The following is a 16,047-nucleotide window of genomic DNA, read 5'->3' as shown; positions in this document are numbered from 1 at the left end:
GCGATGACCTTCACCGATCTCTTTATCCGGCGCCCCGTGCTTGCTTCGGTCGTCAGCCTGCTGATCCTCGTGCTCGGGCTGCGCTCGCTCGCCGCTCTGAAAGTCAGCCAGTATCCGCAGACCGAAAACGCCGTCGTGACGATCAGCACGGCCTACTACGGAGCGAATGCCGACACCATCGCGGGCTTCATCACGCAGCCGCTCGAGTCGGCGATCGCTCAGGCGCAAGGCATCGACTACATGTCGTCGACGAGCAGCACCGGCGTCTCGACCATTACCGCAACGCTGCGCCTGAACTACGACGCGAACCGCGCGCTGACCGAGATCAATACGCAGATCGGCTCGGTGCGCAACCAGTTGCCGCCGCAGGCGCAGCAGCCGGTGCTGACGGTACAGACCGGGCAGACCACCGACGCGATGTACATGGGCTTTTACAGCGACGTGCTGCCGAGCAACAACGTCACGGATTATCTGTTGCGTGTCATCAAGCCCAAGCTCGATTCGATCGAAGGCGTGCAGACCGCCGAAATCCTCGGCGGGCGGCAGTTCGCGCTGCGCGCGTGGCTCGATGCGACGCGGCTCGCCGCGCACGGCGTGACGGCCGCCGACGTCTTCACGGCGCTCGGCAACAACAACTATCTCGCGACGCTCGGCACGACGAAGGGGCAAATGGTCAGCGTCGACCTGAACGCGGGCACGGACCTCCATACCGTCGACGACTTCAAGCAACTTGTCGTCAAGCAGAAGAACGGCGCGATCGTGCGCCTCGAAGATGTCGCGAACGTCGTGCTCGGTGCCGACAGCTACGACTTCAACGTGGCGTTCAGCGGCAAGCGTTCGGTGTTCATCGGCATCAAGGTCGCGCCGGACGCCAACATTCTCGATGTCGCCAAGCGCGTGAAGGCCATCTTTCCCGGGCTGCAGAAGCAGTTTCCGACCGGCATGACGGGGGAGATCGTTTATGACGCAACCGATTTCGTCAACACGGCGATCGTCGAAGTCATCAAGACGCTGGTCGAAGCGCTGCTGATCGTCACTGCGGTGATTTTCCTGTTCCTCGGCAGCTTGCGCGCGGTCGTCGTGCCGCTGATCGCGATGCCGTTGTCGCTCATCGGCACGTTCTTCGTGATGCAGTTGCTCGGCTATTCGATCAATCTGCTGACACTGCTCGCGTTGGTGCTCGCGATCGGGCTCGTGGTGGACGACGCGATCATCGTCGTCGAGAACGTCGATCGCCACATGAAGGAGGAAGGCAAGGCGCCTTTCGATGCCGCGCTGATCGCCGCGCGCGAACTCGGCGGACCGATCCTCGCGATGACCGTCGTGCTGATCGCCGTGTATGCGCCGATCGGTTTTCAGGGCGGCCTGACGGGCGCCCTCTTCACCGAGTTCGCCTTCTCGCTGGCCGGCGCGGTGACGGTGTCCGGTGTGATCGCGCTCACGTTGTCGCCGATGATGTGCTCGCGCTTCTTTCGCGCGGAGCAGGAATCGGGGCGTTTCGCGCGCTTCGTCGACCGCCAGTTCGAGCGCGTTCATCGTGGTTACGGCCGGCTTTTGCACGCGACGCTCGACACGTGGCCCGTATTCACCGTGATGGGCGCGCTGCTGCTCGGCGGCACGGTCTACCTGTTCATGACGTCGAAATCGGAACTCGCACCGCAGGAAGATCAGGGGATCGTACTGTCGCAGATCCAGGGGCCGCCGAACGCGACCATCCAGCAGATGCAGACGTACGCGGACCAGGTATTCGACATATCCAAGGCCTTCCCTGAATACTCGCAGATGTTCCAGCTCACCGGCGCACCGACACTCAACCAGGGGATCGGCGGCGTGCTGTTCAAGACGTGGGATCAGCGCAGCAAGGGCGCGACCGCGTTGCAGCAGGAATTGCAGCAAAAATGGAATCAGATTGCCGGCGCGCGCGTCGCGGCGTTCCAGTTTCCGCCGCTGCCGGGCTCGCAGGGCTTGCCGGTGCAGTTCGTCATCAGCACGACCGAGCCTTTCGAGAACCTCAACGAGGTCTCACAGGCAGTTCTGCAACAGGCCCGCGCGAGCGGGATGTTTTTCTTCGTCGACAGCGATCTCAAGCTCGATAAGCCGGAAGCCACGCTCGTCGTCGACCGCGACAAGGTCGCCTCGCTCGGGCTCTCGCAGAGCGACGTCGGACAAGCGCTCGGTTCAGCGCTCGGGGGCGGCTATGTCAACTACTTCTCGATTGCCGGGCGCTCGTACAAGGTGATTCCGCAGGTATTGCAAACCGACCGCCTGAATCCTTCGCAGGTGCTCGATTACTACCTGCGCACGCCGGACGGCAGTGTCATACCGGCTTCGACGATTGCGCATCTCGAACACAACGTCGTGCCGGAATCGATCAACCACTTCCAGCAACTCAACTCGGCGACGATCTCCGGCGTGATCGTGCCGGGCGTGTCACAAGGCGAGGTGCTCGACTTTCTGCGCAAGGCGACCGCGCAGGCCGCGCCAGCAGGCTATTCGGCGGATTACTCGGGGCAATCGCGGCAGTTCGTGCAGGAGTCCGGCGGTTTCGTGATCACGCTGATGTTCGCGACGATCATCGTGTTCCTTGCGCTCGCGGCGCAGTTCGAAAGTTTCCGTGACCCGATCGTGATTCTGATTTCGGTACCGATGGCGCTGTTCGGTGCGCTGATCTTCATCAATATCGGCTTGACGACGCTGAACATCTACACGCAGGTCGGGCTCGTCACGCTGATGGGGCTCGTCAGCAAGCACGGCATTCTGATCGTCCAGTTCGCCAACGAACTGCAACACGCCGGCAGATCGAAGCGCGAAGCCCTGGAAGAAGCAGCCGGCGTGCGGCTGCGCCCGATTCTGATGACGACGGCGGCGATGGTGCTCGGCGTCCTGCCGCTCGTGGTCGCCTCGGGAGCAGGCGCCGCGGGCCGCAATGCGATGGGGCTCGTGATCTTCACGGGGCTGTCGATCGGCACGCTCTTCACGTTGTTCGTGGTGCCCGCGATGTATATGTTTCTCGCCGCCGATCATCGTCAGGACGCTGGAGCGCCGAAGGCGGGTTAAGGCAATGAGCGTCTCACGCACGATGCCTGCTTACCGCGGACTCGGGAAGCCAAGAGCGTCCGCCTTCGTTCTCAGCTCCGCGAAACGGCCGCCCACCGGGCTCACTGCCGTATTGGCGACGATGCTGCCCGGCGTGGCCTGACTCCTGCCGAATGTTTGCACATCAGTGGTTAACATATGTTGCGTTAAATATTTTTCTGGCAACATATGTATCAGACCCGCCGCGCACACGCACAGAGACGGGTTCTCACCACGATGGGGAAATTGCTATGAAACACAGGCTGCTGATGGCCCTCGCGACTTTTGCCGTTGTTTCGACCACCGCCTCGGCGCAGGAGATGCAGTCGACCCTGGCAAAAATCCAGAACGGGAATTCGATTTCGATCGGACACCGCGAAACATCCGTGCCGTTTTCGTACGTTGATACGAATAATCAGGTGATCGGATTTTCCCAGGATATGTGCAACAGGATCATCGACGCGGTGAAGGCCAAAACCGGCCACGCCGATCTGCACGTCCGCTTCATACCGGTTACTTCACAGAACCGCATTCCACTCGTGCAGAATGGCACCGTCGACCTCGAATGCGGCGTGACGACGAACCTGACGTCCCGGCAAAACCAGGTCGCGTTTTCCGACACGTTCTTCGTTGCCACGACGCGTCTTCTGACGCGCAAGGACTCCGGCATCAAGGATTTCGCGGACCTTGCCGGCAAGACCGTGGTGACCAACCAGGGAACCACGTCTGAGCGCCTCCTCAGGAAAATGAACGAGGAGAAAAAGATGAACATGCAGATCATCAGCGCAAAGGATTACGGTGAAGGCCGTGTCACGCTCGAAACCGGCCGGGCCGTGGCCTACATGATGGACGACGTCCTGCTTGCCGGCGCGCGCTCGCTGACGGCCAAGCCTGCGGACTGGGTCATTGTGGGAACGCCTCAGTCGTCCGAAGCATATGGCTTCATGCTTCGCAAGGATGACCCGGAGTTCAGGAAGCTGGTTGACGACGTCATGATTCACGTGATGAAAAGCGGCGATATCAAAACCATGTACGACAAGTGGTTCATGAAGCCGGTACCGCCGAAGGGCATCAATTTCGACTTTCCCATGAGCGAGGCGCTGGAAAAGTTGTACGCAGCGCCAAACGACAAGGCCTTTGACTGAGATTGGGCGATGCTGCGGCGCGCGGTCGAAACGGTGATCTGCGCATGGCTGCAGACGCGTCACGCAACACGGCCCGGACATCCCGGGCCGAATTTCAGATCGCCGCCAGTTCCTCGGTAATCGCCAGAAAACGCTCGACATCGCGCGGCGAATGACAATGCAGCGGCGATATCCGCACCGCACCATCAAGATTGAACGACTTGAGCATACGGCCCGAGTAGAGACTCGATGCCACGCGCTCATACACGATGACGCCGCGCTTTTCGTATTCGCGCACGGCGTCGGTCGGCTTCAGATTCGCGAAAGCGATGCCGACGATCAGGTCGCGCTTCCTCAGGTCGTGATAGTCCCACAATACGTCGACGCCATCGATCCGCCTGAGACCGCGTCGCGCACCGTGACCGTCCAGCAAGGCGGTGAGCAGCGCACGCTCCACACCCGCTTCCTGCTGGACGGACACATTCAGCGCTCGGCGCGTCTGGGCGGCGCCGGCCACTATCCGGCCATCGACGTGTTGCGCAGCATGGGTGTGCGGCCCCGTCCGCTCAGACATGAGTGCACTGGCGAAGACAGCGCGGCAGTGGACCTTGATTTCCCGCATACGCGGATTGCGCGTCCTGCGCCGCAGAACGGCGCTCGCGCTCGCACAAAGGAACGCGAACGCGGCACGTGCCGCTCTTGACTCGCTCGAACTCCTTCGAATGAAACACGCCGGACAATGGGCGCCGCTGCTCGAACGCTGTCACTACGCTGCGCCCAACGCCGCGCTTTGGCGCGAAGCGCTCGCTCAGCGTTGAGTGAGCTATCACCACCTGCTCGCAATGCGGACCGACACACTCTCTCTTGCCGCATCTACCACGCGGCACTCCCGCGTGTCGCGCATGCAGATCAGCAGAACGCGACGCGCATCTCAATCATCCAAGAGTGAGTGAATATGGCATTGAACACGAGTGTTGGAACGCGGCCGATTACCGGACAGGAATCGTATTGGGGCGACGTACAACCCACGCCCGAAGCAATCGGGCTCGTCAACGCAAGTCCGACACTGCAGTCCCAATTACAGCACTATGGCGCCGACGTGAGTTCGGACAAGTTGAAGCCGATGGCGTTGGGCAAGGGCAACGGCACCTATTTCGAGGGGCAAGCCGAGAAACGTATTGTGGTCGGCCAGGATATTCATTCGTCGGGGAGCGCTGGTGTACTCGTGGGCTCCCTGTCGCACGAATTCGGTCATTACGACAATCAGGCGAACGATAAAACGTTCAGGTCCCGGTACGAGGTCAATCCGCGTGACCCCAACGCCTATAACGTAGCGGCGCTAACCGGGGCGCATGCGGAAGGAGAAGCAGTCGCCAACAACTGGCAGGTGCAACAAGAGGTCGAAAAGAACACCGCCACGCCCAACGCGCCCGGAACCCGAATCTTCCTGGGCGGAGATAATCTCCAACAGAAGCTCGATGATCAGCATACTGCCGATCTCATCGGCGGAAAATCAGACGCAGTGGATCGCAACCATCTTATCGTTACCGGAATGAACGACTACGTCAATGAAGTTCCCAGCAACGCACCTGAGAAAAGTTACTATCAGTATTACGGCGATTCCAGCGGCGTGCCGGCGCCTGTACCCGGACGTCCGAAAGAGGTCACATTTGAGGGCGACGACAAGGGTGACATCAATCAGATGACGGAAAACTGGCAGTCCGGCAACCTGGCCAGGCAGACCTTCTCTGAAGGAAAGATCCAGTCTTCGGAGGTACTGGACGACAAGGGCAAGGTAACTTCCGCGGCGGTTTATAAGCACAATCAGGATGGCGGCTATTCGGTCGACGTCAAGAACCAGGACGGACATAAAACCGAACATGCCGATTTCCAGGCAGACAGGTCCGGCACGGTGCGCAATTACGCGAGCGACGGCTCGGCGCAAGCCACGTCGTTCAACGCCGACAACCACAACACGCAGATTGTGGATTACGACGCAAAGGACCGAAAGACCCACGCGAATTATCTGGACCCGGACACGGGCTACTCCACAGTTCAGGACGCCAGGACGCCGGACGGCGGTCACACGGTGTTCAACTTCGACACACAGGGCCGCGTCCGTGCGGAGTTCCAGTACGATCGCGATGGAAACCCCAAGTTGTCGGCTGACTTCAACGCGGCAGGCAAGAATACGTTGGCGGTTCAGTACAACAAAGACGGCAGCCGGCTGGTGACGGCGTTCAATGCCGATGGTTCGCGAGTCGGCCATGTTGTCGACAGAAACGGCAACGCGGGGCCGAATTACACCGCTCCACCGACGGGTGCGGCAACGCCTAAAGGCGCAGCGGCTCCAGTACAGAGTTAGCTGGGTAAAGGCATCGAGGCATCCAGTCCGCAGGAGCAGCCAGCCGGTCCGGCGCCCGCCGTTGCCGGGAGGCAGCCGGCGAGCGGTGGTGGCTCGCAACAGGATACGGCCGTTGCATCCGGAAGTACCTCAACGCAAACGGACGACACGGATTCCGGCGCCGACAGTCAGACGACCCTGAACGCAACCCAGTACGTCGACGACCAGCAGGATGCTTCCGGAGCTGACGCCGCGGAAGGCTGATCGAGCGAATGAACCGGACGCGATAGCCACAACGGCGCCGCCTCCAGAATCAAAGCGCACGTTAGTTCAGCACCGCGTGAGCGACGCGCGGCTTCGGGTAACGCTCGAGGCCGCGCGAATCCGCAGAACCACACACTATCCTTACCGCGCGCTGCAAAAGTGAACAAGTCAGAAGCGGCGCGTATCGGCCCATCGCAGTAATCGACGGAATCGGTGGACAGTCTGGCTACGATTCGAAAGGTTGGTCCGCTCACGCCACATCTGTTACCCTGCGCCCTTCGCCACCGCTTGCATTCGACTCGATGGAAACCCCTTTCAATGATCGTGGCGTGTCGGTCACGCGCAACGCACTCTCGTCCGCCGGCCAGGTCTTTCCGCTGCGCGATATCGTGGACGTGCGGGTCGTCACCGTGCCGAAGAACAAGGTCTTGCCGCTCACGATTTCACTGCTCGGCATCGCCGGCGTTATTGTCGGCGCGATATGGCGCTCGCCGGTCGGCATGGTGTGCGGCACGATGCTGGCCGTGGTCGGCTGGCTCACCTGGCTAACCCAGGACATCACGCACCGTCTGATGGTGCAGACGGCGAACGGCGATCGCGAAGCGCTGATGAGCGTCGATCGCGAGTTCGTCGAACGCGTCGCCGTCGCCGTGAACGAGGCGAAAGCCGCAGCCGCGGCGCCGAAGGTTTGATGCCGCGGTTCGCCGCTGTTTGCCACAGTACCACTGCCACACACAGTCCGCGCGTTAACACAATTTTGATTCGCCGCGCGGCAGCTTTTGCGCCTCCTTGAGACGCGCGTCGCTAGAGTGGACGGGTATCAACAACGCGCGCCGCCCGCCGGGTCGGCGCAACCTTATGCTCCCGTCCGCCGCTACGTCCGATCTTCCCATCACGCGCACCTCCTCGCGCACCCAGCGCACGCCGCAAGCGCCACGCATGGCTCGCCGCACGCATATCGTCGTGCCACTCATCATTATCGACGTCACCGTGCCCGGCACGTCGTCGGCAAACGGGCGGCGCGCGTTGCACGCCGCGCTCGGCGACGACCTGCGTCTCTATGTCGTCACCATCGACCAGCAACGCGAGCGCGTCACCTTCCGCGTCGAAGTCACCTCGCGCACTCTCGAAGACGTGATCGGCCTGCTGACCGTCAAACTCGATCGCGCCACGCTCGGCCGCGCGCAATCAACCGTGATCCGGCGTCCGCGCGACTATTGATCCAGATCGACACTTGCACGGGCCGGTTGCCCGCCGCGCCCGCGCCTTCACACATCTTTGCAATTGCACTCGAGCGGCCATGTAGAGTCGCCGCTCCTGTTATCGCGTGTTCCCTCCCGCAGGTTCGCAAGCGTCCCGGTTTCACTGCTCACGCCGCGGCCAATCCAGCGAGATTGCCGCTCGTGCTGTCCGCCTCGCAGCGTGCGATGCCTCGCCTTCGTCAGGGACCCGCCTTTTTGCAAAGCGTGTGATCTATGTTCCTGTCGTCTCTCGATGCCGCGCGCCGGCATTTACGCCCCAACCGGCGTCGTTTCGGCGCGGCCGCGCTCGTCCTGACTGGGGCGCTCGCCGCACTCAGCGGCTGCGCCGTGACCTTCCCGACGCCCACGCCGCCCGCGCCGACCGCCTCCCTGATCACCGGCGGCCAGGACGGCCTGCTGATTCCGCTACAAGTGGAGCGCGTCGACGCGGGTCACGCGCGCCTCGGCCTGCCGGTCCAACTCGATGGCAAGCCTGTGTATGTCGCACTGGACACGGGCACGCAAGGCGTGCGCGTGCTGAAGTCGGTCCTGCCGGCCACCAGCTATCCGAACGCCGGTCCGGTGAGTTCGCTGCCGTTGGCGAACGGCGCGCAAGTCTCCGGCGCGGCCGTGAAACTGCCGATGAGCCTCGCGGGCACGAAGCCGGCGCAGATCGACGCGCAAGCCGTCGAGTTGGTGAACTGCCAGCCCAACGCCCGGCGCTGCGTGGGCATGGACGGCTACACCGGTGAATTCGGCTGGGCGTTCTCGGGTCTGTTCGGCATCGGCGCGGCGCAACCGGACGACACGTGCTGCACGCAACCGCTGCGCGCGTTGCCCGGCAATATCGGCCAGCGCTATCTGGTGCACTCGAACTTTGCGAAACCTTACCTGGTGCTGAGCCCGTCGAGCGCGATCACGAAGGACTACACGATGGTGCCGATGACCGTCCTGCAAGACGGCACGGCGCAATGGCCGAGAGGCTGCGTCAACGTCGGCGACAAGATGACCTTTTGCGCGCCGCTGGTGTTCGCCACGGCCAGCACCGACATGATCCGCGTCGAAATGGACAAGGCGCCGAACTGGACCGGCGACGACGACGTAGGCAAGGTGCTCAACCAGGGCAACTACAACGCGGCGGTCGGCTCAGGCAAATGGGTGCATCGCTATGAAGGCGCGCAAGTGACGATCGTCAAGACGAAACCGGGCGCCGACCGCATCGTGATCGGCCTGATGGGCATGCAGAATATCGACGTGCTGTTCGACTTCCCGCATGGCCAGATTGGCCTGCGTGCCGCGAACGAGGTCGAGAAGTTCGCGCAGTAAGCGTTGCGGCGGCAGTCATTGAAAAGGCCGTGCGATTCACCCGCAATCGCACGGCCTTTCCACGTCGAGACTGAAACGAAGCAGTCGTCCGCTATTCGATATTCAGCGGATTCACATGCCAGATGTTGCGAGCATATTCGCCGATCGTACGATCCGACGAAAACTGTCCCATGCCCGCCACATTCTCGATCGCGCTTTCGGCCCACGCGCGTTTGTCGACGAAGCGCGCGTCCACTTCGTCCTGTGCCTTGGCGAACGCCGCGAAATCGGCGAGCACCATGTAGTGATCGCCCCAATCAACCAGCGTGTGGAAGATATCCGAGAAGCGCAGCGGATCGTCCGGCGAGAAGAAGCCCGTGCGGATCTGGTCGAGCGCCATGCGCAGCTCCGCATTCTCTTCGTAGATTTGCCGCGGCCGGTAGCCGCTGGCGCGCAAGCTGTCCACTTCGTCGGCGGTGTGGCCGAAGATGAAGATGTTCTCGCGGCCCACCGCGTCGCAGATTTCGATATTCGCGCCGTCCATCGTGCCGATCGTCAACGCGCCGTTGAGCGCGAGCTTCATGTTGCCGGTGCCCGACGCTTCCGTGCCGGCCATCGAAATCTGCTCCGACAGATCGGCGGCCGGAATGATCAGTTCCGCCACACTCACGCCGTAGTTCGGGACGAACACCACCTTCAGGCGATCGCCGACCAGCGGATCGTGATTGACCTTCTCGCTGACGTCACCGATCAGCTTGATGATCGTCTTCGCCATCCGGTACGCGGACGCGGCCTTGCCGGCGAACAGCACCACGCGCGGCACCCAGTCGAGTTCGGGATTCGCGCGAATCTGGTTGTAGCGCACGATCACGTGCAACACGTTGAGCAGCTGCCGCTTGTATTCGTGAATGCGCTTGACCTGCAGATCGAACAGCGCATCCGGATCGAAATGCAGTTTCGTGTGATGCGCGAGACGGTGCACGAGCCGCAGTTTGTTCTGCCGCTTCGCTTCGCGGAAGGCCTCGATAAAGCCGCTGTCGGTGCGCAGGTTGCGCAGTTGCTCCAGTTCGAACAGATTGCTGCGCCAGTGTTTGCCGATCTGCTGATCGATCAGCGACGACAGCGACGGACTCGCCTGCGCGAGCCAGCGGCGCGGCGTGATGCCGTTGGTGACATTGGTGAAGCGGTCCGGATAGATGCGCGCGAAGTCGGCGAAGATATCGCGCGTCATCAGTTGCGAATGCAGCTTCGACACGCCGTTCACCTTGTGGCTCGCGACGATCGCCAGATACGCCATGCGCACGCGCCGCTGCCCATATTCGTCGACGAGCGAAATGCGGCGGATCATCTCGGCGTCATGACCCGATTGCTCGCTGACATGCTTGAGAAACTGCGCATTGATCTCGAAGATGATCTCGAGGTGCCGCGGCAACAGCCGCGCGAGCATCTCCACGTCCCACGTTTCGAGCGCTTCGGGCATCAACGTGTGATTCGTGTACGAGAAGATTTGCGTGACATGCTTCCATGCCTTGTCCCACTGCAGATGGTGGACGTCCACCAGCAAACGCATCAGCTCGGGAATCGCCAGCACGGGGTGCGTATCGTTCAGATGCACCGCCACTTTTTCGGAGAAGCGCCCGAAGGTGCTGTGCGTGCGCTGATAGCGGCGAATCAGATCCTGCATGGTCGCCGAAACGAAAAAGTATTCCTGCCGCAGACGCAGCTCGCGGCCGGCCTGGGTCGAGTCGTCCGGATATAGCAGACGCGAGACGTTCTCCGACATGTTCTTCGTGTCGACCGCGTTGCGGTAGTCGCCACGATTGAACGCGCCGAGATCGAGTTCCTCGGTCGCGCGCGCGGACCACAGGCGCAGCGTGTTGGTCGCGTCCGTTGCGTAACCCGGAATGACGGTGTCGTACGCAGTGGCGTTCACGTGCTCCGTGTCGATCCACTCGACATGTTCGCCACGCTGCACCGTGCGGCCGCCGAAGTGCACCATGTACTTGATCTCGGGACGCGGAAACTCCCACGGATTACCCGCGCGCAGCCAGTAGTCCGGCGCCTCGACCTGCTCGCCGTTGACAATCTGCTGACGGAACATGCCGTATTCGTAGCGGATGCCGTAGCCGAAGCCCGGAATGCCGAGCGTCGCCATCGAATCGAGAAAGCAGGCCGCGAGCCGGCCGAGGCCGCCGTTGCCGAGCGCGGCGTCCGGCTCGATATCGGTGAGCGCGTCCATATCCACGCCGAGACTCGCCAGCGCTTCCTTCATCTGGTCATGAATGCCGAGAGCGAGCAAGGCGTTCGTAAACGTCCGGCCGATCAGGAACTCCATCGACAGGTAATAGACGCGTTTCACGTCCTGTTCGTATTGCAGGCGCGTGGTCTTCATCCAGCGCGCGACCAGCCGGTCGCGCACGGCGAGCGCCGCGGCGTGCAGCCAGTCATGTGGATGCGCGGTGACGGCGTCCTTGCCGACGCCGTACATCATGCGATTGGAAATTGAGCGCCGTAGCGCGTCGACGGTACTGTTGAGCTGGTCGAATTCCAGATCGACGGCTGTCATCGAAGCCTCCGGGGAAAAAAGACGCGACATACGCGAACCGCACAGATGACGGGCGGGAGGCGCGTGCCGGTCAGGCGGGTTAAGAAACAGAGTACGACATTTTACGGCCACCGGACACTGGCGGGCGCGAGCGCTTGGTTACGCACATGCCATGCCCGCTGACATCAGCCGGTGCGCCACTTTTTCGCACGCGCGAGGTGCAAGCCACGTGTGCGCGGCACTGTGCGCGTGCATCGGTTCCGCAAAACAGGCAAACGATTGCGAAGCGCCCGATGCGCACTGAATAGAAGGCAACGCCATTATTTTTTCGCCGCGTGACGCGCGGATGAAAGAGCCGATGGGCCCGGTGCGTGGTCAAATCGAAGCGCCTCGTCTGCTAAGCGGTTGTGCCGGAGTGGCGTGTGACAACACGAGCGCGCGCCAGTTCGCGGCCGGCGCGCGGGCTTGACCGTTAGTTGCATTCATAACGGCATGATCAGCGCCCTCTCCGCCCGCGTCCCAGCACGATTTCCGCGTCTCTGTAACAATCACTACATTCGTCGCGCGCCCCGCCTGAAACGCGTCAAACGCTGGATTCAGGCCACACGCGCCACACGCCACGCAACTCCTGCCACTCGCGCGCCTCGACTCGTCCGGCTGCACGCGGGCATGCTCAACCCGACGAGCCACCGCCTTGTCCGACAAACCCAGCGCCACCGCCGCCCACCCCTTCCCCGCGGACGTCCCGATGTCCGCCGCCAACCGCCGCGCGATGGCCGCGATCATGCTCGCCGTCGCGCTCGCCACGCTCGATACCGCCATCGCCAACACCGCACTGCCCGCCATCGCCGCGGACCTGCATGCGGCGCCGGCGGCGTCGGTGTGGATCATCAATGCGTATCAGCTCGCGATGGTCGCGACGCTCCTGCCGCTCGCCGCGCTCGGCGATATCGTCGGGCATCGGCGAATCTATATCGGCGGCATTGCGCTGTTCACGCTGGCGTCGCTGGCGTGCTCACTGGCTTCGACGCTGCCGCTGCTGGCCGCCGCGCGCGTCCTGCAAGGCCTCGGCGCGAGCGCGATCATGAGCGTGAATACCGCGCTGATCCGTTATCTGTATCCGCCGCACCGGCTCGGACGCGGTCTCGGCACCAACGCGCTGATCGTCGGCGTGTCGTTCGCGGTCGGGCCGACGGTGGCGTCGCTGATTCTCTCCGTGGCCGCGTGGCCTTGGCTGTTCGCGGTCAACGTGCCGCTCGGGCTGCTGGCGTTGGGCTTCGCCTGGCCGGCGTTGCCGCACACCGAGCGCGGCAAGCACAACTTCGATCCGGGCGCGGCGCTCCTGAACGTCATCACCTTCGCCGCGTTGATCTTCGCGCTCGGCGAGGCGGCCCAGCGCGCCTCGACACAACTGGTGCTGAGCGCGGCGGCGATCGCGCTGGTGTTCGGGCTGCTGCTGATTCGCCGCGAAGCGGGCCACCCCGCGCCGATGCTGCCCGTCGATCTGTTCAAGCGGCCGGTATTCGCGTTGTCGGCGGTGACGGCCGTGTGCTCGTTCGCCGCGCAGGGGCTGGCGTTCGTCTCGCTGCCGTTCTACTTCGAGGACGTGCTGCATCGCAGCCAGGTCGAAACCGGCTTTCTGATGACGCCGTGGCCCGTGGTGGTCGCGCTGGCCGCGCCGCTGGCGGGCAGTCTGTCCGACCGCTATCCGCCGGGACTGCTCGGCGCGATCGGTCTCGCGGTGATGTCGGCGGGAATGGCGTCGCTGGCGCTTCTGCCGGTGCATCCGCATGTTCTCGACATCGGCATTCGCATGGCGATTTGCGGCGCGGGCTTCGGCTTCTTCCAGTCGCCGAATCTGAAAGCGCTGATGGCGAGCGCGCCGCCCGAGCGCAGCGGCGGCGCAAGCGGCATCGTCGCGACCGCGCGGCTGCTTGGGCAGACCACCGGCGCGGCGCTGGTCGCGTTGAGCTTCGGGATTGCCGGCCGGCATGGGCCGACGCTCGCGCTGAGCACCGGCGCGTTCTTCGCGGGCGCGGCGAGCCTGGCGAGCGGCCTGCGGTTGTTCGCGCCGTCGCATCGGTCGGGCGTGCATGCGAAAGCGTCGATGAAATGAAAAAAGCGGGCGCGCCGGGGTGACAGTGCGTCCGCTTTGTTTTTGCTGATTTTCGTTGCTGCTTTTGTTCGGTAATCGACCCAAACCTCACCGCGCCGCGAAATACCCCTTCACCGCGGCGATAAACGTATCGATATCCCCACGCGACACGTCCTTATGCGTCACGAATCGCGATGCGTACAGCATCTGCGTGAGAATGCCGCGCTCCTTGAGCCACGCTTCGAGCGGCGCGCAGTGCTGCTGCGGAAACTGCGCGAACACCATGTTGGTGGCAACCGACTGCACCTTGACCTGATCGATGGCTTCCAGACCCGCTGCCAGATGCGCGGCGTGCGCGTGGTCGTCGGCGAGGCGCTCGACGTTGTGATCCAGCGCGTAGAGACAAGCCGCCGCCAATACGCCGGCCTGACGCATGCCGCCGCCCAGCACCTTGCGCCAGCGGTGCGCCACGTCGATCAGCGCGTGGCTGCCGACCAGCACCGAGCCGACCGGCGCGCCCAATCCCTTCGAAAAACAGACCGAGACCGAATCGAACGGCTCGCACAACGCCGCAACCGGCTTGCCCGACGCGACTGCCGCGTTGTAGACCCGCGCGCCGTCGAGGTGAGCGGACAGGCCGTGCTGACGCGCGAGTTGCACCGCCTCGGCGACATACCCCGCCGGCAGCACCTTGCCGCCGATGGTGTTTTCCAGCGCCAGCAGCCGCGTGCGCGCGAAATGGTTGTCGATGGGCTTGATCGCCGCGGCGATCTTCTCCAGCGGGATCGAGCCGTCGGCGGCATTTTCGAGCGGCTGCGGCTGGATGCTGCCGAGGACCGCCGCGCCGCCGCCTTCATACTTATAGGTATGCGCCAACTGGCCGACGATGTATTCGTCGCCACGCGCGCAGTGGGCCATCAAGGCCGCCAGGTTGCTCTGCGTGCCGCTCGGGAAGAACAGGCCCGCCTCCTTGCCGGTGCGTTCGGCGAGCGTGGCCTGCAAACGCAACACGGTGGGGTCGTCGCCCCAGACGTCGTCGCCTACTTCGGCGGCCGACATGGCCGCGAGCATCGCCGGGGTTGGACGGGTTACGGTATCGCTGCGCAAATCGATCATTGTGTGTCCCTGTGCGTCTGTGAATGACAGCCTACGACAGCCGGTCGCACCGCGCCGTCGGCATCGACGGGCGGACACGGCGCCGGCAGTTTAGCCACACAGTATATTCAATTAACGCGGCGCTGAAATCGCGCTAAAAAGAAGCCTCAGCCGCCCGACCTGGGCAGCCACGCGAGCGGATCGACCGGCTGGCCGTTCTGGCGGACCTCGAACTGGATCGACGCCACACCTCGGCTATCCACCCCGACTTCACCGATGGTTTGCCCCTGCGCGACCGCGTCGCCCTCCTTGACGAGCAGCGTGCTGTTCTGCCCGTAGGCGGTGATCAACGAGTCGTCGTGCTTGATGATGATGAGCGGGCCGTACGCCTCGATACCCGTGCCGGCGTAGACCACCCGGCCGGTGGCGGCCGCCTTGACCGGATCGCCCGGCCGGCCGCCAATCACAATGCCGTTCGATTTACCCGGCGCGAAGGCTTTCAGGATCGGACCGCGCACCGGCCATTGCAACACGCCTTGCTGCGGCCCGGCGGATGCCGTGGGCGCGCCGGGCGTAGCGGGACCGTTCGGCCCGACTGCGACCGGCGGCGTCACGACGCTGCCCGAGGCCATCGGCGGAGACACTCGCAGCACTTGCCCCGGCGTCACGGCGGCGTTGACCGCAAGGCCGTTCCACGCCGCGATCTCCTGCGGTTTGCGGCCGTATGCCGACGCAATCCCGCCGATCGTATCGCCCGGATTGACGCGGTAGAAACCGGCGGGAACAGGCACCGTGCTGAGCGTGGTCGGGCCGGAAGGCGTGTTGCTGTAAAACGGCGTGCTCTCCCACGGCATCGTCGTGCAGCCGCTGACCATCACGCCGAGCGCGGCCGCTGCCAGCAACCGGGTCCCCGTCAATTGCCATGGTCTTGTCATGTGATTTTCCTCGACACTTTGTTC

General features: G+C 63.3%; 10 protein-coding genes and 1 pseudogene. 7 read left to right on the top strand and 4 right to left on the bottom strand.

Annotated elements, in window-relative coordinates; translation table 11 throughout:
* The first annotated feature begins 3 nt into the window (after window positions 1–3).
* Window positions 4–3,057 carry an efflux RND transporter permease subunit gene (locus PQR42_RS02560; RefSeq protein WP_408387546.1) on the top strand — a complete coding sequence of 1,018 codons (3,054 nt, stop codon included), beginning with the start codon at window positions 4–6 and terminating at the stop codon, window positions 3,055–3,057.
* A gap of 287 nt (window positions 3,058–3,344) precedes the next feature.
* A complete protein-coding gene (locus PQR42_RS02555; RefSeq protein ID WP_408387642.1) occupies window positions 3,345–4,220 on the top strand; it encodes a glutamate/aspartate ABC transporter substrate-binding protein in 876 nt (291 codons plus the stop codon).
* Between the two features lie 94 nt (window positions 4,221–4,314).
* Here PQR42_RS02555 and PQR42_RS02550 read toward each other — a convergent pair.
* Window positions 4,315–4,653, bottom strand: a pseudogene (locus tag PQR42_RS02550) (aminotransferase class V-fold PLP-dependent enzyme); the annotation flags it as partial.
* Window positions 4,654–5,154: 501 nt separating this feature from the next.
* Between PQR42_RS02550 and PQR42_RS02545 the strand changes: the two are divergent.
* From PQR42_RS02545 to PQR42_RS02530, 4 genes are all read left to right on the top strand, one after another.
* On the top strand, window positions 5,155–6,564 hold the full coding sequence (locus PQR42_RS02545; protein WP_408387545.1) for a hypothetical protein: 1,410 nt from the start codon (window positions 5,155–5,157) through the stop codon (window positions 6,562–6,564).
* A gap of 545 nt (window positions 6,565–7,109) precedes the next feature.
* Window positions 7,110–7,499 (top strand): DUF6232 family protein, encoded by a 390-nt coding sequence (locus PQR42_RS02540; RefSeq protein WP_408211132.1) that lies wholly within the window; start codon window positions 7,110–7,112, stop codon window positions 7,497–7,499.
* A gap of 166 nt (window positions 7,500–7,665) precedes the next feature.
* The gene (locus PQR42_RS02535; RefSeq protein ID WP_408211135.1) at window positions 7,666–8,028 is read left to right on the top strand and encodes a hypothetical protein; all 363 of its coding nucleotides are present in this window, start codon (window positions 7,666–7,668) and stop codon (window positions 8,026–8,028) included.
* Window positions 8,029–8,282: 254 nt separating this feature from the next.
* Window positions 8,283–9,374 (top strand): hypothetical protein, encoded by a 1,092-nt coding sequence (locus tag PQR42_RS02530; RefSeq protein WP_408387544.1) that lies wholly within the window; start codon window positions 8,283–8,285, stop codon window positions 9,372–9,374.
* A gap of 91 nt (window positions 9,375–9,465) precedes the next feature.
* On the opposite strand, the gene PQR42_RS02525 is transcribed toward PQR42_RS02530, so the two are convergent.
* On the bottom strand, window positions 9,466–11,919 hold the full coding sequence (locus tag PQR42_RS02525; RefSeq protein ID WP_408211139.1) for a glycogen/starch/alpha-glucan phosphorylase: 2,454 nt from the start codon (window positions 11,917–11,919) through the stop codon (window positions 9,466–9,468).
* 727 nt (window positions 11,920–12,646) lie between these two features.
* On the opposite strand from PQR42_RS02525, the gene PQR42_RS02520 reads away from it, so the two are divergent.
* Window positions 12,647–14,014, top strand: coding sequence for an MFS transporter (locus PQR42_RS02520; RefSeq protein ID WP_408387640.1), 1,368 nt, complete (start codon window positions 12,647–12,649; stop codon window positions 14,012–14,014).
* 87 nt (window positions 14,015–14,101) lie between these two features.
* Here the strand turns inward: PQR42_RS02520 and ltaE are convergent, their stop codons facing one another.
* Window positions 14,102–15,109: a low-specificity L-threonine aldolase gene (gene ltaE / locus PQR42_RS02515; protein WP_408211145.1), complete on the bottom strand. Its 1,008-nt coding sequence runs from the start codon at window positions 15,107–15,109 to the stop codon at window positions 14,102–14,104.
* Window positions 15,110–15,255: 146 nt separating this feature from the next.
* Window positions 15,256–16,023 carry a peptidoglycan DD-metalloendopeptidase family protein gene (locus PQR42_RS02510; RefSeq protein ID WP_408211148.1) on the bottom strand — a complete coding sequence of 256 codons (768 nt, stop codon included), beginning with the start codon at window positions 16,021–16,023 and terminating at the stop codon, window positions 15,256–15,258.
* Window positions 16,024–16,047 lie beyond the last annotated feature (24 nt).

Source organism: Paraburkholderia sediminicola (genome assembly GCF_046027355.1).
Taxonomy (GTDB): Bacteria; Pseudomonadota; Gammaproteobacteria; order Burkholderiales; family Burkholderiaceae; genus Paraburkholderia; species Paraburkholderia sediminicola_B.
Note: the sequence above shows the minus strand (reverse complement) of the source record. Positions and strands in the feature narration are given on the sequence as shown.